This is a genomic window from Nonomuraea jiangxiensis (assembly GCF_900099965.1).
GTDB classification, from domain to species: domain Bacteria; phylum Actinomycetota; class Actinomycetes; order Streptosporangiales; family Streptosporangiaceae; genus Nonomuraea; species Nonomuraea jiangxiensis.
The window spans coordinates 141,301-163,202 of the sequence record NZ_FNDJ01000026.1 but is presented as its reverse complement, the minus strand read 5'-3'; the positions used below and the strand labels follow the sequence as shown (position 1 = coordinate 163,202).

General features: G+C 71.0%; 21 protein-coding genes. 5 read left to right on the top strand and 16 right to left on the bottom strand.

Features of this window, described 5'->3' with window-relative positions:
- Nucleotides 1-101: 101 nt before the first annotated feature.
- Nucleotides 102-731 carry a hypothetical protein gene (locus BLS95_RS41705; protein ID WP_090945116.1) on the bottom strand — a complete coding sequence of 210 codons (630 nt, stop codon included), beginning with the start codon at nucleotides 729-731 and terminating at the stop codon, nucleotides 102-104.
- A 127-nt stretch (nucleotides 732-858) separates the two neighbouring features.
- Between BLS95_RS41705 and BLS95_RS41700 the strand changes: the two genes are divergently transcribed.
- On the top strand, nucleotides 859-1,143 hold the full coding sequence (locus BLS95_RS41700) for a hypothetical protein (RefSeq protein ID WP_090945135.1): 285 nt from the start codon (nucleotides 859-861) through the stop codon (nucleotides 1,141-1,143).
- An 837-nt stretch (nucleotides 1,144-1,980) separates the two neighbouring features.
- Here BLS95_RS41700 and BLS95_RS41695 read toward each other — a convergent pair.
- The 12 genes from BLS95_RS41695 to BLS95_RS41640 all read right to left on the bottom strand — a co-directional run bounded on the left by BLS95_RS41695 (nucleotide 1,981) and on the right by BLS95_RS41640 (nucleotide 14,319).
- Nucleotides 1,981-2,505, bottom strand: a complete 525-nt coding sequence (locus BLS95_RS41695) for a PaaI family thioesterase (protein WP_245765607.1) — start codon at nucleotides 2,503-2,505, stop codon at nucleotides 1,981-1,983.
- A 174-nt stretch (nucleotides 2,506-2,679) separates the two neighbouring features.
- Nucleotides 2,680-2,976 (bottom strand): hypothetical protein, encoded by a 297-nt coding sequence (locus BLS95_RS41690; RefSeq protein WP_218136242.1) that lies wholly within the window; start codon nucleotides 2,974-2,976, stop codon nucleotides 2,680-2,682.
- On the bottom strand, nucleotides 2,969-3,634 hold the full coding sequence (locus tag BLS95_RS41685; protein ID WP_090945114.1) for an HNH endonuclease family protein: 666 nt from the start codon (nucleotides 3,632-3,634) through the stop codon (nucleotides 2,969-2,971). The genes BLS95_RS41690 and BLS95_RS41685 overlap by 8 nt, the downstream gene beginning before the upstream one ends.
- An 84-nt stretch (nucleotides 3,635-3,718) precedes the next feature.
- Nucleotides 3,719-4,597 carry a 2-hydroxy-3-oxopropionate reductase gene (locus tag BLS95_RS41680; RefSeq protein WP_090945113.1) on the bottom strand — a complete coding sequence of 293 codons (879 nt, stop codon included), beginning with the start codon at nucleotides 4,595-4,597 and terminating at the stop codon, nucleotides 3,719-3,721.
- Complete coding sequence (locus tag BLS95_RS41675; RefSeq protein WP_245765606.1) at nucleotides 4,594-5,397, bottom strand: hydroxypyruvate isomerase family protein; 804 nt, start codon at nucleotides 5,395-5,397, stop codon at nucleotides 4,594-4,596. Before BLS95_RS41675 ends, BLS95_RS41680 begins: the two co-directional genes overlap by 4 nt.
- Nucleotides 5,398-5,489: 92 nt before the next feature.
- Complete coding sequence (locus BLS95_RS41670; protein ID WP_090945112.1) at nucleotides 5,490-6,176, bottom strand: GntR family transcriptional regulator; 687 nt, start codon at nucleotides 6,174-6,176, stop codon at nucleotides 5,490-5,492.
- A 50-nt stretch (nucleotides 6,177-6,226) separates the two neighbouring features.
- Complete coding sequence (locus BLS95_RS41665; protein WP_090945111.1) at nucleotides 6,227-7,150, bottom strand: D-2-hydroxyacid dehydrogenase; 924 nt, start codon at nucleotides 7,148-7,150, stop codon at nucleotides 6,227-6,229.
- Nucleotides 7,147-8,028 (bottom strand): carbohydrate ABC transporter permease, encoded by an 882-nt coding sequence (locus BLS95_RS41660; protein WP_090945110.1) that lies wholly within the window; start codon nucleotides 8,026-8,028, stop codon nucleotides 7,147-7,149. The genes BLS95_RS41665 and BLS95_RS41660 overlap by 4 nt, the downstream gene beginning before the upstream one ends.
- A complete protein-coding gene (locus tag BLS95_RS41655; RefSeq protein ID WP_090945109.1) occupies nucleotides 8,028-8,921 on the bottom strand; it encodes a carbohydrate ABC transporter permease in 894 nt (297 codons plus the stop codon). The genes BLS95_RS41660 and BLS95_RS41655 overlap by 1 nt, the downstream gene beginning before the upstream one ends.
- Entirely contained in the window at nucleotides 8,918-10,210 is a 1,293-nt protein-coding gene (locus BLS95_RS41650) for an ABC transporter substrate-binding protein (RefSeq protein ID WP_090945108.1), read from the bottom strand. Before BLS95_RS41650 ends, BLS95_RS41655 begins: the two co-directional genes overlap by 4 nt.
- Before the next feature lie 84 nt (nucleotides 10,211-10,294).
- The gene (locus BLS95_RS41645; protein WP_090945107.1) at nucleotides 10,295-12,235 is read right to left on the bottom strand and encodes an alpha-amylase family protein; all 1,941 of its coding nucleotides are present in this window, start codon (nucleotides 12,233-12,235) and stop codon (nucleotides 10,295-10,297) included.
- Entirely contained in the window at nucleotides 12,232-14,319 is a 2,088-nt protein-coding gene (locus tag BLS95_RS41640; RefSeq protein WP_090945106.1) for an alpha-amylase family protein, read from the bottom strand. The genes BLS95_RS41645 and BLS95_RS41640 overlap by 4 nt, the downstream gene beginning before the upstream one ends.
- Before the next feature lie 206 nt (nucleotides 14,320-14,525).
- On the opposite strand from BLS95_RS41640, the gene BLS95_RS41635 reads away from it, so the two are divergent.
- Together BLS95_RS41635 and BLS95_RS41630 are read left to right on the top strand one after the other, a co-directional pair.
- On the top strand, nucleotides 14,526-15,275 hold the full coding sequence (locus tag BLS95_RS41635) for a hypothetical protein (protein ID WP_090945105.1): 750 nt from the start codon (nucleotides 14,526-14,528) through the stop codon (nucleotides 15,273-15,275).
- On the top strand, nucleotides 15,268-16,410 hold the full coding sequence (locus BLS95_RS41630) for a helix-turn-helix domain-containing protein (protein ID WP_090945104.1): 1,143 nt from the start codon (nucleotides 15,268-15,270) through the stop codon (nucleotides 16,408-16,410). Before BLS95_RS41635 ends, BLS95_RS41630 begins: the two co-directional genes overlap by 8 nt.
- On the opposite strand, the gene BLS95_RS54840 is transcribed toward BLS95_RS41630, so the two are convergent.
- Nucleotides 16,407-16,766: a hypothetical protein gene (locus BLS95_RS54840; RefSeq protein ID WP_143044090.1), complete on the bottom strand. Its 360-nt coding sequence runs from the start codon at nucleotides 16,764-16,766 to the stop codon at nucleotides 16,407-16,409. The genes BLS95_RS41630 and BLS95_RS54840 overlap by 4 nt on opposite strands.
- Before the next feature lie 128 nt (nucleotides 16,767-16,894).
- On the opposite strand from BLS95_RS54840, the gene BLS95_RS41620 reads away from it, so the two are divergent.
- Nucleotides 16,895-17,470: a copper chaperone PCu(A)C gene (locus BLS95_RS41620; RefSeq protein WP_090945102.1), complete on the top strand. Its 576-nt coding sequence runs from the start codon at nucleotides 16,895-16,897 to the stop codon at nucleotides 17,468-17,470.
- A 386-nt stretch (nucleotides 17,471-17,856) separates the two neighbouring features.
- On the opposite strand, the gene BLS95_RS41615 is transcribed toward BLS95_RS41620, so the two are convergent.
- The gene (locus tag BLS95_RS41615; protein WP_090945101.1) at nucleotides 17,857-18,858 is read right to left on the bottom strand and encodes a sporulation protein; all 1,002 of its coding nucleotides are present in this window, start codon (nucleotides 18,856-18,858) and stop codon (nucleotides 17,857-17,859) included.
- A gap of 257 nt (nucleotides 18,859-19,115) precedes the next feature.
- Between BLS95_RS41615 and BLS95_RS41610 the strand changes: the two genes are divergently transcribed.
- Complete coding sequence (locus BLS95_RS41610; protein WP_090945100.1) at nucleotides 19,116-21,029, top strand: N-acetylmuramoyl-L-alanine amidase; 1,914 nt, start codon at nucleotides 19,116-19,118, stop codon at nucleotides 21,027-21,029.
- Here BLS95_RS41610 and BLS95_RS41605 read toward each other — a convergent pair.
- Nucleotides 20,992-21,888, bottom strand: coding sequence for a MurR/RpiR family transcriptional regulator (locus tag BLS95_RS41605; RefSeq protein WP_090945099.1), 897 nt, complete (start codon nucleotides 21,886-21,888; stop codon nucleotides 20,992-20,994). The two genes, BLS95_RS41610 and BLS95_RS41605, sit on opposite strands and share 38 nt — an antisense overlap.
- Nucleotides 21,889-21,902: the final 14 nt, after the last annotated feature.

Sequence of the window (21,902 nt, the reverse complement as noted above, 5' to 3'; positions counted from 1 at the left end):
GGCGGGGGCTGCGCGGACGGTCAACGGGCGGCGGCCGAGCAGGCGGTCAGCGGGCGGAGGCTGCGCGGGCGGCCAACGGGCGGCGGCGGCCGAGCGGGGGGTCAGCGGGCGGCGGCCTTGATTTCGTCTGCGGACTTCTTGCTGCGTGACACTCGGACGAGCGCCGCGGACAGGCGGGCCAGTTCGTCGTTGGAGTGGGCCAGCCTGGCCAGCGGACGTTCCTGGCGCGGCAGGCCGAGCTTGCCCGCGCCCTCCAGTACCCGCTGGTCGAGATGGGGCGCGACCTGCGGCCACACGGCCTGGACCTCGCGCAGGAAGATGTCCGCACCGGTCGGGCCGATGCCGGGGAACTCCATGAGCAACTCCGCGATCCGCCGCGGGTCGCCCTCGGCCGCGTTCCGCAGGCGGCGCAGGTCGCCCTTCCAGCGGTCGATGAGCAGCTCCGCGCCCTTGCCGAGCATCGTGGAGGTCCGCTCGTCGTAGCGGCGGTAGTGGCCGCGGCCCAGCGCGTCCACCCGGTCCTGCCAGCTCGCGTCGCGCATGCCCGCCGGGGTGCCGTACCCGGCCGCGAACAGCTCCTTCGCGGCCGCCACCGCGATCTCCGCCGAGATGCGCGCGCTGAGCAGCATGGCCAGCACCAGGAGCTGGTAGAGCGGTTTGGGGCGGTCCGAGAGCTTGATCCCGCTCTCCAGGGCAAACGTACGGCCATAACGGTCGAGCAGGGCATCCATGACAGCTTTGTCGTTTTTGCCGGTTTTCCCCATGAGGGCCAGCTACCCGGCCTCCATCCGCGCATGCCCGGGTTTGGGACCTGGGCCGCAGGGGAGGCGGAGGGTCTTCGTGGCAAAGGAGCTCATCGTGCTGACACTGACTGACAACGCCGTCGTGGCGATCCGGGACCTGATGGTCGGCGAGGACGTCCCCGCCGAGGCGGGCCTGCGGATCGCCCCGAAGGTCGATGAGGCGGGTACGCTCGAGCTCTTCCTGGCCAGCGTGCCGGAGGCGGGCGACCAGGTGGTCGAGAAGGAGGACGTACGGGTGTTCGTTGCGGAGGACGCCGTGCCCATCCTCGACGACAAGTCGCTGGACGCCCAGCCGGGCATCCCGGGACAGCCGATGTTCCGCCTGGACCGGCGAGCCTGAGATACGACCCCGACGCATCAGGGGCCCATCTCCCTCCGCCCGGGGGCGGTCTTACGGCCCCCCTTCGCGTGGGGCCGGAGGCTCCCCTTCACGTGGGGCCGGAGGCTCCCCTTCCCGTGCGCACGGGGCTGGAGCTCCCCGTTGCATAGGGCTGGAGGCCGCCATCCGGTCCAGCACTCCCATTCGCAGCAGGTAGTGGTCTCCACGGCTTCGTCCTCACACGGGACGAGGCCCGAGGCCATGCTTCCATGGGGTCCGCCCCAGGGGCCGGCGTGAATTTGTGGGACCAAGTGAACGCATGGGGGTGGGTAAACCCAGGCGGTAGTGAACCGAGGGGCGGGGGTGAACCCCTGGGGGTGGTGAACCAATGGGGCGGAGGTGAACCGGTGGGGCCGGGATCAATCCGTGGCGACGGTGAACCCCATGGTGGCACGGGGCTTAGGGACCGAGGGTGGACATGCCGTTGGAGCGGTCAGGTCAGGCCCCTGAGGACACCGTCCAGGCCCCGGCTGAACCGGTCGGTCGAGATAGCGGCCGCCATGGCATGGGACACCGGCGATCCGGCCGCTGTGAGCGCTCGGGCGCTCATGACGTGACCCCTCAAGCGCTCGGGCGCCGACGACGCGGCTGACCTGAGCGGCCGGGTGCCCGTCGCGGCTGACCTTGAGCGGTTGAGGGCGGATCGCTGGCGCGCTTGAGCGCTGGAGGCGGGTGGCCCCACTGCTTCGTCAGTCGAGGTGGCGGGGGTGGCCCGCTTGGTCGGATTGGAGGGTCGCCGGGCATAGGTGGCCGCGGGTAGGCCGTCACCGCGGCCCCTGCTGCTACCGGTCGGCTTGATCAGGTGGGGTGGCCGGGGTGGCTCGATTGGTCGGATCGGAGGGTCGGGACGGCCCGGTCGGCTTGGTCGGGTCGGGTGGCGGGTGTGGGCGGGTGGATTGTTCGGATCTGTGCGGTTGCGGTTGCGACGGCCACGGGCTCGCCGTCGGGCCCCAGGAGCTCGCCGGACATGAAGCACACCTGACTGCCGCGGCGCACGACGCGGCCTCGGCCCACCAGCCGGCCGGGCTTGGCCGGGCGCAGGAACTGCACGTGCAGGTCGAGCGTCGGTGCGAAGCGGCCCTCGGGCAACGTCGCGGCCAGCGCGGGCCCCAGCGTGTCGTCGAGCATCGCCGCCAGGAAACCGCCCTGGACCACGCCCACCGGATTGGTGAAACGGTCGCTCGCCTGGAAGGCCACCTCGATGGTCCCCTGGTCGGGGTCCACGCTCAGCAGCTCCCAGCCCAGCGTCTCGGCCGCGGCGGGTGGCGGCACCCGCCCCTCGTGCATGTCCCAGAACAGGCCCCGGCCTGGCTGCGTACCCATGGGGACATTGAACGCCATGCCACCGACAGTTTCCGACCTGGCCGGGCCCGCCCCGATCAGGGCCGCGAAGGGCTGGCCCGGCCAGGGTCTCAGGAGCGAGCAGGCCCGGCCAGGGTCTCACGAGCAAGCGGGCCCGGTCAGAACCTCAGGGGCGAGCGGGCCCGGCTATGGGTCTCAGGAGCGGAAATTCGCCAGGCCGTCGGGCATGCCCCGCCGTACGGCCTGGACGATCTCCTGGTGCAGGCTTGGGCCTGGATCGGTGGTCAGGCCCAGGGGGCTGCCCTCGATCTCGTACCATTCATCCGCCTGGAAATACTGGATACATACGGTCGCCCGCCCCCCGTTGACCTCCGTGCGCACGGTCACCTCGCCGGTGATGACGCCCACCTCATCCGTCATGACCCCGCCGGGGCCCGCGACGACGTGGCTCTCGTAACGGGTGATGCCGTCGCCCGGCAGGGGTTCAGCCACCGTCCGTCCAGTCGCAGGTCGAGATCATGTCCGCCAGCGCGTCCAGCTCGGGCCCGGTGACGGTCAGCTCGTAGCGGGACTTGACGTCGACCCAGGCCCTGCCGTACGTGCACCAGTAGCCGCGCCGCGGCGGCCGCCACTGGTCGGGCGGCTGGTCGCCCTTGGACCGGTTCGAGGCGGCGGAGACCGCGATGAGCTGCGGCCCGTCCAGGTCGTTCGCGAACCTCCTGCGCTGCGCGTCGGTCCAGGCGTCGGCCCCCGAACGCCAGGCCTCGGCCAGCGGGACCACGTGGTCGATGTCGAGTTCGGAGCCGCTGGTGAAGGTCCTGCCGTCGTACTCGCTGAACCAGGTCCCGGAGACGGCGCGGCACCTCTCGTCCTGCTTGACGTCCTCGCCGTCGCGGGCCAGCACGACCTCGCGGGTGTCGCAGTCCTCGCCCCGCTGGGTCCAGTGCGGGAACCGGGCGCGGCTGTAGCCCTGCATCGGGCGCGGGTCGGCCACGGTGAGCTCGCTCAGCCGCTGGTAGGCGGCCGCTGGAGACAGCGGGGGCGGGAGTTCGGCGGGCGCCGCGACCGACGCGGCCGGGGCCAGCACGACGAAGGACGCGGCGGCGGCGAACGCCGCCACCGCGGGTTGCCATGATCGCAATGAGAGCATGGGCAACGACTAACAACGGAAATTACTCCCAGTAGTCGCGCCCGCGCCCAATTGTCACTTTGGGCGACAATCTTGAAGCAGGTGTTACGAGGTGCCGGAGAGGCGCTCCACGCCGCGCAGCAGCGCGGAGTGGTCCAGCCCGCCGTCCCCCGCGGCCTTCGCCGCCGCGACGAGCTGGGCGACCAGCGCGCCCAGCGGCAGCACGACGCCCGCCTCGCGGGCCGCCGACGTGACGATGCCCATGTCCTTGTGGTGCAGTTCGATGCGGAAGCCCGGCTCGAAGGAGTGGTTCAGCATGTTGGCGCGCTTCTGCGTCAGTACGGCCGAGCCCGCCAGCCCGCCGCCGAGCACCTCCAGCGCGGCCTCCAGGTCCACCCCGTACGCCCGCAGGAACACCACGGCCTCCGCCAGCGCCTCGATGTTGGCGGCCACGACGAGCTGGTTGGCCGCCTTGACCGTCTGGCCCGCGCCGCTCGGCCCCACGTGCACGACCGTCCTGCCCACCGCGTCGAAGATCGGCTTGGCGGCCTCGAAGTCGTCGCTCTCGCCGCCCACCATGATCGACAGGGCGGCGTTCCTGGCGCCCGCCTCGCCGCCGGAGACCGGGGCGTCGAGGTAGCGCAGGCCGTGCCGGGCCGCCTCGCCCGCCAGTTCGCGGGTGACGTCGGGACGGATCGAGGAGAAGTCGATGATCAGCGTGCCGGGCGCGGCGTGCGCGAACACCCCGGCTTCGCCGGTCAGCACGCCCCGCACGTCCGGGGAGTCGGGGAGCATGAGCGCGACCACCTCGGCCCCCCGCGCCGCCTCGGCGATCGAGTCGGCCACCCGGCCGCCGGCCTCGGCCAGCGCCCTGGCCTTCGCCGGTGTGCGGTTGTAGCCGGTCACGCTGTGTCCGGCCTTGACCAGGTGCACGGCCATGGGGCTGCCCATGATGCCGAGGCCGATGAAGGCGATGCTGGTCACGATGATCCTCCCGAGTCCGCGGCCCGCTGCTCGCGCGGCAGCCAGGCGAACGCGGCCGGGCCCTCGGAGCGGTATTCGAGGCCGATGTATCCGTCGTATCCGGCTGCGTACAGATCGTCGATCCACTGGCGGAGCGGCAACGCGCCCTCCCCCGGCGCGCCCCTGCCGGGGGCGTCGGCGATCTGTACGTGGGCGATGCGCGTACCGTACCGCTCGATGACGGACGGTACGTCGTCACCGTTGGTCGCCAGGTGGTAAAAGTCGGCCAGCAGCCCCAGGTTGGGCACCTCGCCCAGCCGGTCGAGCACGGCCACGGCGGCGTCGGCCGTCAGCAGCGGATAGCGCGGCGCACCGCTGACCGGCTCCAGCAGCACGGTCCCCGCCACGCCCGCCGCGCAGGCCGTCAGCAGCTCGGCGGCCAGTTCGTCCTGCTCCTTCGCCTCGACCCCGGCGACGCGGTTGCCGTAAAGGGCGTTGAAGGCCCGGCAGCCGAGCCGCTCGCCGATGTCCGCCACCACGGGGATGTTGTCCCGCAGCTCCTGCGCCCGCGCGGGCCACGACACCAGGCCGCGGTCACCGGCGGGCATGTCTCCGGCGAAGAAGTTGAGCCCGGTCAGCCGGACCCCGGCGTCCTGGACGGCGCGTACGAACGCGTCCACGTCCCGGTCGGCGGGCACCGCGACCGGCCACGGCCACCAGAACTCGACCGCGGAGAACCCGTCGGCCGCCGCCGCGGCGGGGCGTTCCAGCAGCGGCAGGTCGGTGTAGAGGATCGAGCAGTTGACGGTCCACCTGATCACATGAACTCCTCGAAAACGCCGACCCCGGTCACATGAACTCCTCGAAAACGCCGACCCCGGTCACATGAGCTCCTCGAAAACGCCGGCCCAGTTCACGTGCGCGCCTCTTCTGTCTGTTCGCGGCGTAGCTGGCTGACCAGGCGGCCCTGGGCCTGGTCGAGATGGTGGGTGAGGCGCTGCTGCGCCCGCTCGGGGTCGCCGTCGCCGATCGCCTTGAGGATGTCGTCGTGCTCGTGCACCACGTTCATCGGGTGGGTGGTGCGGTGGGCCTGGAACTGGCCCATGGTCAGGTGCACCTCCCCGAGGATCACCTCGTGCATGCGCGACAGGCGGCGGCTGCCCACGGCGGCCACCAGTGCGGAGTGGAAGGCGATGTCGGCCTCCACCTGGCTGGCGAACGCCATGTCGCCTGCCGCCGCCTTCATCGCCGCCTGGGCTCGCACGGCGTCGGGCGGCACGGTGGCCGTGCGGGCCAGCGCCGCGACCGCGGCCCGCTCGACGGTCTCGCGGCTGAAGTAGAGGTCGCGGATCTCGCTTTCGTCCAGCTTGGGCACGACGGCGGTCTTGTGCGTGGTGCGGCGCAACAACCCGAGCGCGGTTAGCCGTTCGAGACAGGCCTTGGCCGTGGGGCGCGCCACGCTGTATTCGCCGGCGATGCGGATCTCGGTGAGCTTCTCGCCGGGGGCGATCTCGCCGTTGACGATGCGCTTGCGGACCGACTCGTAAAGCGCTTCCGTCAGGGATGACGGTCCGAGGGAAAAACTGGGCTGGCCGTCCACAGAACTCCTCCCGCACGTCGCCAAATCGTCAGACAAGTATACTGGCTACCTCAGTAGCCGGCCGCCTTGTCGACGACGTTCCGCAGCGGCGCGCCGCGGGCGAATCTTTCCAAGTTGTCCACCAGGATGTCGAGGCCCCTGCGGGCCGTCTCCCTGGTGGTGGCGCCGTTGTGCGGAGTGACGATCACGTTCGGCAGTGTCCAGAACGGGCTGTCGGCGGGCAGCGGCTCCACGCCGTGCGCGTCCAGCCCGGCGCCCGCGATCTCGCCCCGCCGCAACGCGTCGAGCAGGGCGTCGTCGTCGGCGATGCCGCCACGCGAGACGCAGACGAAGCAGGCGGTGGGCTTCATCGCCGCGAACGCCTCCCGGCCGAAGCGTCCCGCGGTGGCCGCCGTGAGCGGCGCGGTGACGATGACGAAGTCGGACTCGGCCAGGAAACGAGGGAAGTCGTCCGGACCGAACAGCTCGTCCACGCCCGGCGCGGGCGCCGCCGTCCTGCGCATGCCGAGCACCCGCATGTGGAACGCCCGGGCCTTGGCCGCCAGGTCCAGCCCTGCGTGGCCGAGCCCGTACAGGCCGATGGTCTTTCCCGCCAGTTCGCCGTGCGTGAAGCGGTCCCAGCGGCGCTCCTCCTGGGCACGCGACCAGCGCCGCACGTCCCTGTTCAGCATGAGCGTGAGCAGCATCGCGTGCTCGGCCAGCGGGATCGCGCCGTTGCCGGTGGCGGAGGTGAGCGTGACGTCGCCGGCCAGCAGGCCGTCGGACAGGATGGCGTCCACGCCCGCGGCCGGGCTGTGCACCCAGCGCAGGCGGGACGCCCTGGCCAGCAGCGCCTCCGGTACGTGGCCGACGACCGCGTCCGCGTGCTCGATCCCGTTCAGGTCCGCCGTGAAGTCGATGCGCGCCGCCGGGGCCGCCGCGCGGATCCGGCGGCGCGCGCTCTCGTCGTGGTCACCGGTGATGATGATCCTCATTTGAGCCCCGTGGTGGCGATGCCGCGGATGAGCTGCTTCTGGGCCACGGCGAAGAAGATCAGCACCGGCAGCAGCGACAGGAGCGACATGGCGAACAGCATGCCCACCCCGCTCTGTGTCTCGGAGTCGACCATGGAGTTCAGCGCCACCGGCACCGTGAACATCTTGGGCGAGGTCAGATAGATCAGCGGCACGAAGAAGTCGTTCCAGGTCCAGATGAAGGTGAAGATCGTGGTGGTGACGAGCGCGGGCCGCATGAGCGGCAGGATCACGTACCAGAAGGTACGGAAGGGGCCCGAGCCGTCGATCCAGGCCGCGCGGTCGAGATCGCGCGGGATGGTCCTGATGAACTGCACCATCAGGTAGACGAAGAACGCGTCCGTGGCCAGGAACTTCGGGATGAGCAGCGGATAGTACGTGTTCACCAGGTCGAGCTGCGAGAAGAAGATGTACTGCGGGATCACCAGCACGTGCATCGGCAGCATCACCGAGACGAGCGTGATGGCGAGATACACCTTCCGCATCCTGAACTCCAGCCTGGCCAGCGCGAACGCGGTCAGCGAGCAGGAGAAGAGGTTCCCGACGATGGCGCCGACGGTGACGATGAGGGAGTTGGCGAAGAACACGGAGAAGGGGCGGTTCAGCGCGTTCCAGCCCTCGGCGAAGTTGTCGAAGGTCATCTCGCTGGGGATGAGCCCCGGCTCGGTCAGGATCAGGTGGTCGGGCTTGAACGAGCTGACGATCATCCAGATCAGCGGATAGAGCATCAGCAGGACGAAGGCGCCGAGCCCGAGGTGCTTGAGCAGGTCCCGGCGGCCACGCCGGCGCACGGCCGCCCTGGCGCTCCTGCGGGTGGTTTCGAGGGTCGCGGTCGTCATCAGTCGTCTCCGTAGAAGACCCAGTACTTCGACAGGACGAAGTGCACGGCCGTCACCAGGCCGATCGCGATCATCAGCACCCAGGCCAGCGCGGAGGCGTAACCCATGTCGAAGTTCGTGAATCCCTGCTGGTAGATGTAGAGCGTGTAGAACAGCGTCGAGTTCGCCGGGCCGCCGGTGCCGCCGCTGACGACGTGGGCCTGGGTGAAGGTCTGGAACGCGCCGATCGTCTGCAGGATCAGGTTGAAGAAGATGATCGGGGTGAGCAGCGGGATCGTGACGCTGGTGAACTGGCGGACGATCCCGGCGCCGTCCACCTTGGCGGCCTCATAGAGCTCCTCGGGGATCTGGCGGAGCCCGGCCAGGAAGATGACCATCGGGGAGCCGAACGTCCAGACGTTCAGCACGATCAGCGTCGAGAGGGACAGGCTCGGGTTCTGCAACCAGCTCCCCAGCTCCAGCCCGAACACCGACAGCGCCCGGTCGATCAGGCCGTCGTCGCCGAAGATCTGCCGCCACAGGATGGCCACGGCCACGCTCGTGCCGAGCAGCGAGGGCAGGTAGAACGCGCTGCGGTAGAAGGCCAGGCCGCGCAGCCCCCGGTCCAGGATCAGGGCCAGGAGCAGCGCGAAGCCGAGTTGCAGCGGGATGGAGACCAGGACGTAGATCACCGTCACCTTGACGGCGGCCCAGAAGTATTCGTCCTGGAACATGCGGCGGAAGTTCTCCAGGCCGTTGAACTCCGGCGTGGACAGGATGTTGTAGTCGGTGAAGGAGAGGTAGAGGGAGGCGACCAGGGGCACAGCCGTCACCAGGACGAGCCCCAGCCACCAGGGGATGAGGAAGACGTGCGCGGCCCCGCCCTGGCGATGGAGTCTCGACACACGGCTCACTTGCGGGTCCGCTCGATGCCGGCCTGGACCTCGTCCAGGAAGCGTTTGGAGCCGTCGGCCGTGTTCACCCGGCCCAGCGCGATCTCCTCGGCGACCCTGGCCATGGCCGTGCGCCAGGTGCTCGTGCCCGGCGGCGCCTCGAAGCGGGGCTTGCGCTCGGCCTCGCGCGCAGCCTGTACGACGGCGAGCATCTCCTTCTCGTCCTGACCGGCGAAGTCCTTCGACTGCTCGAACACCTTGGGGTTGACCGGCGCCCCCATGGTCAGGCCGACGGTCTTGAGCATCGCCACGTTGTTGGTGTTGTAGTTGACGAGCTTGCCGGCGGCCTGCACCTTCTCATCGTCGATGCCCTGATATATCGCCATCCGCGGGAAGTACAGGAACGGGTGCCCCGCCTGAGCCCCGGCGGCGACCGGCGTGGGGCGGAGCTTGAAGCGCTGGTCGGGGAACATCTTGGCGTCGTCGATGATGTGGTTGGAGTTGCCCACCTTGGCCAGCACCTTCTTGCCGACCAGCGCCCAGTCGGGCGACATGCCCTCCTGCTCGCTGAGCGTCAGCACGGCCCCGGCCTTGAGCAGCTTGTCCCACCAGTCGAACCAGGCGCGCGTGCTGTCGACGGTGAAGCCCGCCCTGCCGTCCTCGGTCCACAACTGCTCGCCGCGCTGCCGCAGCCAGGACTCGAACGGCAGGTCGGCGTCGGGCTCGTACGCCATGCCCTTCCGCTTGCCGGGGTTGTTCCTGGTGTAGTCGACGAGGAAGGCCGCCCAGGCGTCCCAGTCGGTGTCGACGGCCGGGAGCTCGACGCCGTCCTCCTTGGCCCAGGTCTCGTTGTAGCGGATGACGGGGACGAAGATGCCGAACGGCATCGTGTTGAGCTCGCCGCCGAGCTTGAAGGAGTCCAGGTCGGCCTTGGAATAACCGGACAGGTCAAGGGTCGGGATGTCGTCGAGGCGGCGGTAGAGCTTGCTCTTGTGGTAGGTGAGCACCTGCGGAGAGGCGATCCAGAAGATGTCGGCCACGTCGCGGGCGGCCATCTGCGTGGTCATGCGCTCCTGGAAGGCGCTGTATTCGGCGAACTCGGGCTCGACCTGGATGTCCTTGTTCTGGGTGGTGAACTCTTTGAGCGCCTTCATGTAGTTCTGCTGCCGGATGTTGTTGCCCCACCAGGCGTATCTCAGTGAGAGACCGCCCGCGCCGCCCTCGGAGCCGCCGCCGCATGCCGTGAGCCCGGCGCCCAGCGCACCGGCCGCGGCCAGCTTCAGGAAGCCCCGCCGATCGAGTCCGCTCATCACTCTTCTCCCGTCGTCCTCACAGGGGATCGGCTACCCCGGTGATGACCTAGTGTTCATTTGTCAGACGAGACCGTCAATAGGTCATGAATACTTGTTTGACAATCTGACGACGAGGACCTCGTAGAGCCCGATCCGGGGCAGGAGCACGCGGTTCGCGGCATCGGTTTCCAGCACGCGGCCGGCGCGCAGGGCGTGGACCTCGCCCGGCCAGGGCAGCGTGAGCCGGCACTCCCCGATCTCCAGCGGGCGGCGGAACCGCTGGTCGGCGTCGCCCGAGCGGTTGAGCAGGTGGATCACCCCGCCGTACGCGGACCGGCCGAGCACGATCTCCACCTGCTCCGGCAGGTCGGTCTCCATCGTCAGGTCCGCGCCGGCGGCGTCGAGCGCGCGGTCCGCGAACTCGTCGCGATGGGCGCTCAGCCCGGTCTCCCGATAGCCGCGGCCGACCGTCCACGGCATCAGCACGCCGGTGCCCTGCCCGTAGCGGGCGCTCAGCCAGCCGGGGTGGCCGGTCTCCTGGTGTCCGTGGCACTTCTCCGGCGGGCCGTACCTGGCCCTGGACAGCGCGAGCAGGCCCGCCCGTGCCCCCTCGCGCGCCTCGACCACGTGGAAGGCGCCGATCACCGGCAGCATGCCCCGCTCGCCGCGCAGGTGCAGCGAGCGCACGGCCTCCTCGCTCTCCCTGCTCGCCAGACGGCGGGCCACGGGCAGGCAGGCGAGTCGCGCCCGGTCCGCCTCGAACCCGGTCGAGCCGGTGGCCAGCACCGTCCCGCCCGCCCACACGTACGCGTCGAGCACCTCGGGCTCCCGCAACGGCCCGAGGTCGGGCAGCACGACCAGCCGATACCTGGACAGGTCGCTCACCGCCAGCTTGTCCTCCGGCAGCACGTCGAACGGGATGTGCCGCTCCAGCAGGGACAGGTACAGCCCCTGGAACTCGCTGGTCGCCCCGCCAGGCGACGGGTCGGGCCTGACCAGCAGCGTGCGGGCCGCGGGGACGAGGTCACGGTAGACGTCCGCGTGGTCGCGGTGGAAGCGGGTGATCTCGCCCGCGACCCGCAGGCACTCGTACGGGCTGTCGTCGGGCGTCCCCATGACGTACGTGGACGGGATCGCCCCCCGCGCGGTCGCCTGGATCAGATACTGGGCGAAGTGGTACGGCTCCTCCCCCGCCATCCGGTACGGCATGTCCACGAACCCCACCGCGTTGACCAGCACGGGAACCTCCGGCCGGTACGACTTGGCCGCGCTGACGTGCTCGCTGGTCCTGTGGTGCCAGAGCGGCCGGCCGACGGCGTTGTTGGCCTCGTGGAAGACGAGGTCGGCGCGCTCCCCCAGGATCAGCGCCGCCCCGGGCCGCCGGCCGGCGATCTCGGCCCTGATCCGGGCGTTGAGCTCTTCCAGGGTCTCGTTCGCCAGCCGCCGCCAGCGCTGGTAACCGGGCGAGTCCGGGCCTGTGGGCAGCGGGTCGCCGAAGCGGCGTACGCATGCCAGGCAGTGGCACACTCCCCAGTAGCGCCTGCTGTAGTCGACCTCGTTGAACGACATCCAGTTGAGGAAGAAGCCGTCGATCTCGTACCGGTCGAGCACCTCGCCGATCACCTCGAACAGCTTGACCTGGTAATAGTCGCCGCTCGGGCACACACTGGCCAGCTCGTTGTAGACCTGGGAGGCGCCGTCGGGGGCCACGAAGCACCACTCGGGGTGCCGCTCGGCCCGCCGCTGGTCGATCTTGGAGAAGTCCATGCGGGCGAGCACCCGCACGCCCCTGCGCCGGGCCGCGGCGACCGCGTCGCCGACCAGATCACCGGACGGGCGCTCGGCCAGCCACGGGTTGCGCGTCTGGAAGTCGAGGTCGGTCGGGTAGTTGGACAGGATGCCGCCGACGCTGAGCAGCCACGTGTCGGCACCGAACTCCTCCAGGTAGTCGAGCACCCGCTCGACGTCCAGCCCCGCGTCCACCTCGCGGAGATTGGTCTGGAACACCCGGAACGGCTCCCGCCACCACTGAGCACCCGTCATGCGCGGTCCCAGGTGAGGTGCACGACCTCGATGAGGCCCACGCCCGTCAGTTCGACCTCCACCCGGCCGTCGCGGACCTCCGTGGCGGCGTCGGCCTCCGCGACGAGCAGCCTGGCCTTCGCGCCCCGCACGCCGGGCGGCAGGGCGACCGTCACCGTCTGCGCGGGCAGCGGGATCGTCTCCCTGATGGCGCCCCGCATGGCCATCGGGTTGGTGAGGTTCACCAGGGCGACCGCGACGGCGTCTGCGTCCCGGCGTACGGCGAGGTCGGCCAGGCCGGGTCCGCGCACGGTCACCTCGGGCTCGCCGCCGAGTGCCCACCGCACGGCGTTGGCGATCAGCCGGCCGTGGTCGGCCTGGAGCGCCTCCCAGTAGACCGCGCCGAGGTCGAACGGGAAGTACACGACCCGCCCGCCACCGTCGGCGGCCTGCCTGATGACGGCCGCGGGGGCGTCCGGCCGCTCCCGGGCGTACAGCTCCTCCATCGGCAGGTCGGGAAAGTCGGGCACGAACCTGAGCGGCACCCGCGTGCCCGCGCGGGCCGCGACGCGCAGCAGGCGGGTGCCGCCGATGATGCGCCTGGCGCCGTCGAAGCCCGCGTTCACGGGGTGGTCGCCGGTCAGCGCGATGTAGTTGTTCTTCACCGGCCCCCTGACGGACTCGACCAGGTCCACGCCCAGCACGTCCGCCAGGCCGAAGCCCTCGCGCGGCTCGCCCCGCTCGTCGTACAGGGAGGACTGGTGGGCGGCCACCAGGCCGCCGCCCGCGGCGACGTACTCGCGGATCACCTGGCATTGCGCGTCGCTGAGCTGCTCGGCGTCGGCCAGCACCAGCACCTTGTACGGCCGCAGCCGCTCCGCGGACAACGCCTGGTCGGCCAGCAGGTCGAACGGGATCCGCGCCTCGACCAGCGCCTGGTAGAACCCGTCCTCGTCGGGGAAGGTGTGCGCCGCCCCGGTACGCACCCGGCCCACCCGGTCCGGGTCGAGCAGCGCGACCTCGGCGCTGACCGGAAGCTCCGCCAGCACCGGCTCCAGCCGCGCGTGCAGGCCGAACGCCTCCACGATCGCCGGCACCCACCGGGGATCCGAGATCGTGGCGTTGAACTTGGTGAACCACGGGAACGCGCCCTGCGCGAACCCGTCCACGATCCACGTCTTGACCTCCTCGGGCGGGGCCACCGCGTCCTTCCACCGGTGCTGGTGGTGCTCGGGCCCGACGGAGGTGATGAGCCCGACCGGCCGGTCCGGGAACAGGCCGCGGCTGCGCTTGGCCACCCGCCCGGCCGCCCACGGCGCCTCGATGCCCGAGCGGCCCTGCTTGTCCACCACGAACATCGGATAGACCCGGCGCACCAGCTCCGGTTCCAGGTCGCGGGCGGCGAACGCGCCCAGGTTGGGGATGAAGCGCGCGTGCGGCCGTACGTCCTTGACCGCCGCGTCCCAGATCGCCACCAGCTCGCTGAGCCGGCGCCGGCGCCAGGCCACGTACGCGGGCCAGGCGGGGCCGGTGCCGTCGCCCGCGCGTTCGGGCAGCTCGAAGCCGGTTTCGTCGCGGAAGGAGCGTTGCGCGGCCTCGCTGTGGGAGATGCCGGCATAGCCCTCCCAGCGGTTGGCGAAGATCGCGTCCACGTCGTACTCGCGCACGATCTCCCGCGCCACCTCGGTGATGAACTCGCGGTGGTAGCCGGTGAAAGCGCACGTCAGCCAGATGTCGGGGTACGACCAGTGCTCGATCGGCGTGCCCTGCGCGTCGCGTGCCAGCCATTCCGGGTGCGCCCTGGCGGCGTCGGCGTGCACCGCGTGCGGGTCCACCCGCGCCATGACGTGCATGCCCAATCCCCTGGCCCGCTCCACGAGGGCGCCGAAGGGGTCGGTGTCGCCCAAGAAGGTGCTGCGATGGTGGAACGGGATCCGGGTCGGATAGTAGGCGATGTAGCCGCCGGCGCTGATGCAGACCGCGTTCGACCTGCTGTCACGCATCACCGAGGTCCAGAAGTCGACATCGAGATGCGCCGGGTCGTCCTCGGCCAGCGTGAGCTGCGTCCAGCGGGTCGCGGTTCTGGGCCAGTCGGAAGTTCGCATCGTGACACACCTTTTCGTCAGGCTTTTTGTCAGACGCGAAATATTGTCATACAAGAAATCAAGCATGACAAGGACGAGATCATCCGTGAGATCGCCCTCGGGCCCCGCGCGCCGGAGCGGCTTCGTGAAGCCGTGGCGGGTCTATGATGTTGGAAAATGAAGCGGCGCCGTCCCCCGGCCGCCGCCGGGCTGCGGAGGTTTCCCCGGTGTCGCAATGGGCTCATGACACGTTCGGGCAGCGCGCGCCCGCCATCAGGCAGGCGGTCGCGGAGGCCCTGTCGGTCGCGCTGGAAAACGCCCGCGACGCCCAGCGGATGGCCCAGACCGACCACCTGCACCCGTTCGGGTTCACGCTCATGTCGCGCAAGTTCGAGGCGCTGGCCGAGGCGTTCGAGGACATGGGGGACGTGCGGATCGTCAAGCCCGCGGGGTCGCAGCACGAGCTGGTGGTGCTGGACGGCAGGCTGCTGTTCCCGTTCCGCTACGCCAAGGACCGCTCCCTGAGCGTGATGAGCGCGCGCATCGGCGACGGCCGGCCGTCCGCGCTGGTGCAGGCGCTGTTCAACCGGTTCGGGCCCGAGCCGCGGATGCGGCAGCTCGCGCTGCAGGGCATCGCGCCGCAGGCCGTCCCGATCGCCGAGGCGCTGGGCGACCTGCCAGAAGGGACGAGCCTGGTGCTGATCGCCTACGCCTGCAACGCGCACGCCGGGCTGCTCGACGCCTGGTGGGGCGAGGCCGAGCTGCTTGACCGCACCGGCAGCCTGCGCTGGCACCACTGCGAGGAGATCCCGCTGGCGCAGGACACGCCCGCCGCCTACTCCTCGACGCTGTCGCTCACGTTCGACACGGGCGACATGCCCACGCCGTCGCTCAACGCGCGCACCGGTGCCGAGCGGCTCGCGCCGCCGGTCAGCGAGGCCGCCCCGGCCAGGTCAGAAGCCGCCGCCGGTGAGTGACTCCAGGACGGGCGGGCCGAGTCCGCAGGCCGTCGCCGACGCCTTCGACGCCACCCGCCTCACCCAGGCCCGGCACCTCGCCGCGCTCACCAAGAAGGAGGTGGCCGAGCACCTCAGCGTCTCCCCCGCCGCCGTCGGCCAGTACGAATCGGGCGTCACCCGGCCCCGGCCCGACCTGATCCCGCGCCTGGCCGAGGTGCTGGCCGTGCCGATGGCGTTCTTCCTGCCGGGCCGCCCGCACGGCAAGCTCGACGGCTCCATGGCCCATTTCCGCAGCCTGCGCTCCACCCGCGCCTACCAGCGGGCCAAGGCCGTGGCCTTCGTCGAGCAGGTGTGGGAGCTGACCTACGCCCTGGAAAAGCGGATCCAGCTCCCCCTGATCGACCTGCCCGGCTTCGCCGGCGGCGAGCTGCATCCGGCGCTGCCGCGCGACCCGGCGGGCGCGGCCCGGGCGCTGCGGGCCCACTGGGGGCTCGGCACCGGCCCGGTCAGCCACCTGGTGCGGCACATGGAGGCGCACGGCATCGTGGTCGCCTTCCCCCGCCACGACCCCGACGCGGTCACCGTGGACGCCTTCTCCACCTCCAGCCTGCCGCGGCCGATCGTCGTGCTGACCCCCAACCGGTTCGACGACATCTACCGCCACCGCTTCACCGCCGCCCACGAGCTGGGCCATCTGGTCCTGCACGGCGACACCGCCGCGGGCGACAGCCACCAGGAGCGGGAGGCCGACGCGTTCGCCGCCGAGTTCCTCACCCCTCGCGACAGCATCCTGCCGCACCTTCCCCTGCGGGCCGACCTGCGCAGACTCGCCGAGCTGCGGCAGACGTGGGGGGTGTCGGTCGACTCGCTGCTCTACCGCTGCCGGGAGACCGGGCTGCTGTCCGACTCCGCCGCCGGCCGTGCCTACCAGCGCCTCAACGCCCTGCGCGAGCAGCCGGGGTTCACCAACGAGCCCGTCTCCGGCTATCCCGGTGAGCAGCCCGTCCTGCTCGCCCAGGCGTTCGAGCTGGCCTCGCGGGAGAGCGACCTGACCGCCGCCGTCCTGGCCAGGGAGCTGGCCTGGCCGATCGGCCGCGTACGCGAGCTCATCGGCCTGCCCGACCAGCGCCCCTCACTCCGGCTCGTCCCCTAGAGCCGCCCCGCCGCCCGCCTGCCCCCATCCGTGGTGTCAGAAGGCGTGGCCGCGCTCGCGCACCCGGTCGGCGGCCACGGTGCGGGGCGTTCGCGATAGAGCGCCTCCCAGTCACGGGAGTCCACGATCAGCGTGCCGGTGGGCGAGAGCACCCGCCGCATCGCCGCGAGCGCGCCCACCATGGCGGAGCCGGCGTCGGTGGCGGGTGCGCGAGCGCCATGGCATCCGTCCTGATCCCGCACGCGCAGTCCAGCACGGGCGCGCCGGGTGGCAGAGCGCCGACGATCCCCTGGATGAACTCCCTGCTGTCCGCGGAGGTCCCGGTCGGCGGCGAGGTCGCGGTAGTAGTCCGGCACGCCCCGAGCCTCGCACGCCTCCCACCCCCGGTCCATCGAACCGCTGCCGCCGCGACGGGGCGAAGGGGTTCGGTGGGGGGTTCGGGGGTAGCGGGGTGGCAGCGTCGGGTGCTAGGAGGAGGCGGGGGATGCGTCGCATCGTGCTTACCGCGTTCATGTCGGCCGTGGCCGTCACGGGGTGTTCGCAGGCGGGGTTGGACACCACGCAGACCGAGCCGCAGAACGACGGGGCCAACGCCGATCTGGACGGTGAGCTGTACCTGCGTAACGTCTTCCTGGTGGGCGGGGCGGAGACGGGGTCGCCTGGGCCGCAGCAGGTCCTGTACGGGGTGCTGATCAACAGCGGGGACCGGCCGGTCCGGCTTGAACGGGTCACCGTGGGTGGGGGTGGGTCCGTGCAGTTGGCCGGGGCTCTGACGTTGCCGCCCGATCAGCCCGTCGGCGTCGATGACCAGCCGCTCGGCACGGTCAGCGGGGTGCGGGGGGACACGGTGCCGATGACGTTCTTCTTCAGCGGGGCCGAGCCCGTGCAGCTGGAGGTGCCGGTCAAGGCGCGGGTCGGGCAGTACGCGAGCCTGACGCCCGTGCCGTCGGGCTCGCCGCCGGCGACGCCCACGCCGGGAGGACCGCCGTCGGCCACCACCGGGGAGACGGCGCCGCCGCCCATCATGCCGGTGAGCACACCGCCCACCACACCGAGGTGACCGCCGGCGCGCAGGCCGCAGTGCGTCGCCCGGCGCACCACCATGACACCGTCGTGCGCCGCACCACCATGACACCGTCGCCCGGCGCACCACCATGACACCGTCGCCCGGCGCACCACCATGACACCGTCGTGCGCCGCACCACCATGACACCGTCGCTCGGCGCACCACCATGACACCGTCGCCCGGCGCACCACCATGACACCGTCGCCCGGCGCACCACCATGGCACCGTCGCTCGGCGCACCACCATGGCATCGTCGTGCGCCGCACCACCATGGCACCGTCGTCCGCCGTGTCTCCAGGGTGGGGCCTGGAGACATGGCGGCGGCTTTCTCGCCGGAGCGGTCAGGGGGCCCGGCCCCCGAGCGTCACGCGGTCAGCTGGTCACCACTCCTCGTCCCCGCCCTCGTCCTCCTCGAAGACCTCGTCGATGATCTCTCCGGCCACGAGGCCGCCCACCACGCCGGCCGCGGCGCCGGCGGCCACCGCGCCGATGCCCATGCCGCCGCCGCGGTGCGAGTCGTGGTGCGAGTCGTGGTGGCCGTAGTGACCGCCGTGGTGCGAGTCGTGGTGCGAATCGTGGTGGCCGTAGTGCTCGCCGTGGTGCGGCGCGTGGTGGCCGTACTGGGCCAGGCCGGTCAGCCAGCGGTCGATCTCGCTCGGCCAGTCCGTACGCAGCGCGTCCTCATGGCTGACCTGGAAGCGCCCGATGGCGTCGCCGGAGTAGCGGCCGGCCCGCTTGTCGGCCTCCAGGATGACCTCCAGCCCGCCAGGGCCGGCCACGAAGGTGACCTCGATCTCCCCCACCACCCCGGCGTACTGGGCGGCCGGGTAGAACTCGATCTCCTGGTAGAACGGCAGCTCCTGGCGCACCCCGTACAGGTGGCCCAGCTCCAGGTCCGCGGACTTGAAGTGGAACCCGAGCTGCAGGAACGCCTGGAGAATGCGCAGCTGGGAGGGCAGCGGCTCGACCGCCACCATGTCCAGGTCACCCTTGTCGACGGCCTTGGCGACGGCCAGCTCGGTGCGTACGCCGAGCGCCATCCCGTTCAGGTGCTGGCCGCCGATCTCGCTGATCGGCGTCTCCCACGGCACCGGGATCTGGAAGTCGATCGTCCGCTCCTCGCCCTCGCGCAGCGTGAACGGCCCGGAGACCTGGGAACGGGTGAACTCCCCGACCCCGGAGCCCTCCCCGCCGCCGTGCTCCATCTCCACCCGGGCCACCAGTCCGAGGGTGATGTGCTCGATCTGGGCGTCGAAGTCACCGCCCTTGAGACGGACTTCGCCGGCCAGCGTCCCGCCCGGCTGGGTACGCGGCGTTGCCAGGACGGTGTCCACTGAGGGACCGCCGACGCCGAGTGCACCCAGCATGCGTTTGAAGACCACGGCTTGCTCTCCTGTCGAAGATCTGGTTGTAGTGCCGCCCCGCCCAACGATCAGCGCCCCCGGCCTGGTTCCAGGAATAGCCGACAACGCCCCGGAAGCCGTCCGCTATGCAATCGAGCAGGCAGAATGTCCGCTCCCGCTGGTCACCCCTTGTTACCGGGATGTCAAGGAGTGAAGAATATCTTCGCAAGGTTATCGCCAGAGAAGGAAAATATTGAGACGCTGGACTGCGCCACCCCAGCCCCAAGGAGCGGTTCATGCGCCGACTACTGGCGATCTCCCTCGTCGCCGTGCTGCCCTTAACGAACGCCACCGCGGCCCGCGCCCAGGAACCCGAGACCCGGCAACAGTCCTTCGCGGCCGCCGCCGCGGAGTTCCAGGTCCCCGAGAGTGTGCTGCTCGGCGTCTCCTACCTGGCGTCCCGCTGGGACGCCCACGCCGGCCGGCCGTCCAGCGACGCCGGGTTCGGCCCCATGCACCTCACCGACGCCGCTGCCTTCTCCGCCGCCAACCACCACAGCGAGGGCGCGGAGGACGCCCGCGGCGACGAAAGCAGGCCCCTGCCCGCGCCCGCCGCCCCGCCGGCCCCCGCCAACCTTCCGGGCTCCCTGCGGACCATGGAGCGGGCCGCCGCGCTCACCGGCGAGAGCCACGAGCGCCTGCGTACGGACGCCGCCGCCAACATCCGCGGCGGCGCGGCGCTGCTGGCCGACTACCAGAAGGCGCTGGGCGCGCCGCTGAGCGACGATCCCGGCCAGTGGTACGGCGCCGTCGCCCGCTATTCGGGCGCCGAGGAGGCCGGCGCGGCCAGGTTCTTCGCCGACGAGGTCTTCGCGACGATCAAGGACGGCGCGGAGCGGACCACGGACGACGGCCAGCGGGTCAGGCTGGCGGCCGTGCCAGGGCTGGCGAAGGCCGAGAAGTGGCTCGACCGGCTCGGCCTGCGCCACCCCCGCCCCGACGGCGTGGAGTGCCCGGCCTCCATCTCCTGCGAGTGGATCCCCGCGGCCTACCAGGAGCTGCCGCCGAACGGCTACGGCCACTACGACCTGGCCGACCGCCCGGCCAGCCAGCAGATCGAGTACATCATCATTCACGACATGGAGGGATATTTCCTGCCCTCCATCGGCCTCAACCAGGACCCGACCTACGGCGCGAGCTGGCAGTACTCCGTACGCGCCGCCGACGGCCACATCGCCCAGCACATCAAGGCCAAGGACATCGGCTGGCAGGCCGGCAACTGGTACATCAACGCCAAGTCCATCGGCATCGAGCACGAAGGCTTCCTGGCCGAGGGCGGCACCTGGTACACGGAGGCGATGTACCGCAGCTCGGCGCGCCTGGTCCGCTATCTGGCGCTCAGGTACGGCGTGCCGCTGAACCGCGCCCACATCCTGGGCCACGACAACGTCCCCGGCACCCTGCCCACGACCGTGCGGGGGATGCACGAGGACCCGGGCCCGTTCTGGGACTGGGCCCACTACTTCGAGCTCATGGGCGCCCCGCTGCGCCGGTTCGGCGGCCCCAAATCCGGATCAATCATGATAAAGCCGGACTTCGCCACCAATAAGCCGTACTTCTACGGCTGCGACCGCGCGAACCCCGAGGCCGCCTGCCCGCCGCTCCCCGCGCACACCGTCTGGCTCCGCACCGAGCCCCGCGCCGACGCGCCGCTGGTCAAGGACATCGGCAAGCACCCGACGGGCGAGTCCCTCTACAGCGTCTACGACCACAGCGCCCGCGCCAGCACCGGCCAGCGTTTCGCGGTGGCCGAGCGCCGGGGCGACTGGACGGCCATCTGGTACCTCGGCCAGAAGGCGTGGTTCCACAACCCGGCCGCCGCACCCACCGCCGTCCCGTCCATGGGCCTGGTGGTGACCCCGAAGCCGGGCATGGCCACCGTCCCGGTGTACGGCCGGGCCTACCCCGAGCAGGAGGCGTACCCGGCCGGCGTCCCGTACCAGGCGGTGACCCCGCTGCAGTACACGTTCTCGGCGGGCGAGCAGTACACCCTCGCGGGTCCGGCCGCCGCCGAGTACTACCGGGCGGTCACCTTCGACCTGGCCGACCACCAGGTGGTGCGGGGCCGGACGAAGTACCTGCAGATCCAGTTCGGCCACCGTGTGATGTACGTCAAGGCTGACGACGTGCGGGTGACGTTCTCCGGGTGAACTCCTTGACGGCCCGCCGGGTGCTGGCGAGCGCCTCCTGAGAGGAGTCGAACGTCCGCTGGGCGACGCCGACGAAGACGCAGTCGACGACGAGGAGCTGGCTGATCCTGCTGGCCAGGGCGCCGGGACGGAACTCCGTCTCCCGCCCGGCGGAGATCAGCACGTGTTCGGCCAGCTCCGCGATGGAGGAACGGGGGTTGTTGGTGATGGCGACGGTCGTGGCCCCCGCCTCCCGGGCCCGGGTCAGCGGCTCGATCACGTCGGGGGTCTCGCCCGAGGTGCTGATCCCGATCGCCACGTCCCCCGGCTTCAGCAGCACCGCGCTGGTGAGGGCCAGGTGGGCGTCCTGGAAGGCGTGGCTGGACAACCCGATCCGCAGCAGCTTCTGGGCGACGTCCTCGGCGACCAGCCCGGAGGCGCCGACCCCGTAGGCGTCGATGCGGCGCGCGCCGACGATGGCCTCGACCACGAGCCCGAGCCGCTCGGAGGTGAGCTGGGCCACGGTGTCGTTGATCGCCTCGGACTCGGCCCTGGCCACCTTCTGGATGACCTCGGACAGCGGGTCGTCGGGCGCCAGGTCACCGGGCACCAGCCGGTCAGGCTGCGCCGCCGCCGCGGCTAAGGCCAGCCGCAGCTGCGGATAGCCGGCGAACCCGAGCAATCGGGCCGTGCGTACGATCGTGGCCTCGCTGGTGCCGGAGGCGGCGGAGAGCTCCGTGATGGTGCTCCTGGCCACCGTCGCCGGGTCCTCCAGGATGAGGCGGGCCACGGTCTGGGCGGCGGGCGTCAAGGACGGCAGCACACCGCGGACCGTGGCCACCAGAGTGTCAGCCCGCAGGCCGTTCCCGCTGTCGTCCACGTCCTGATTATGCC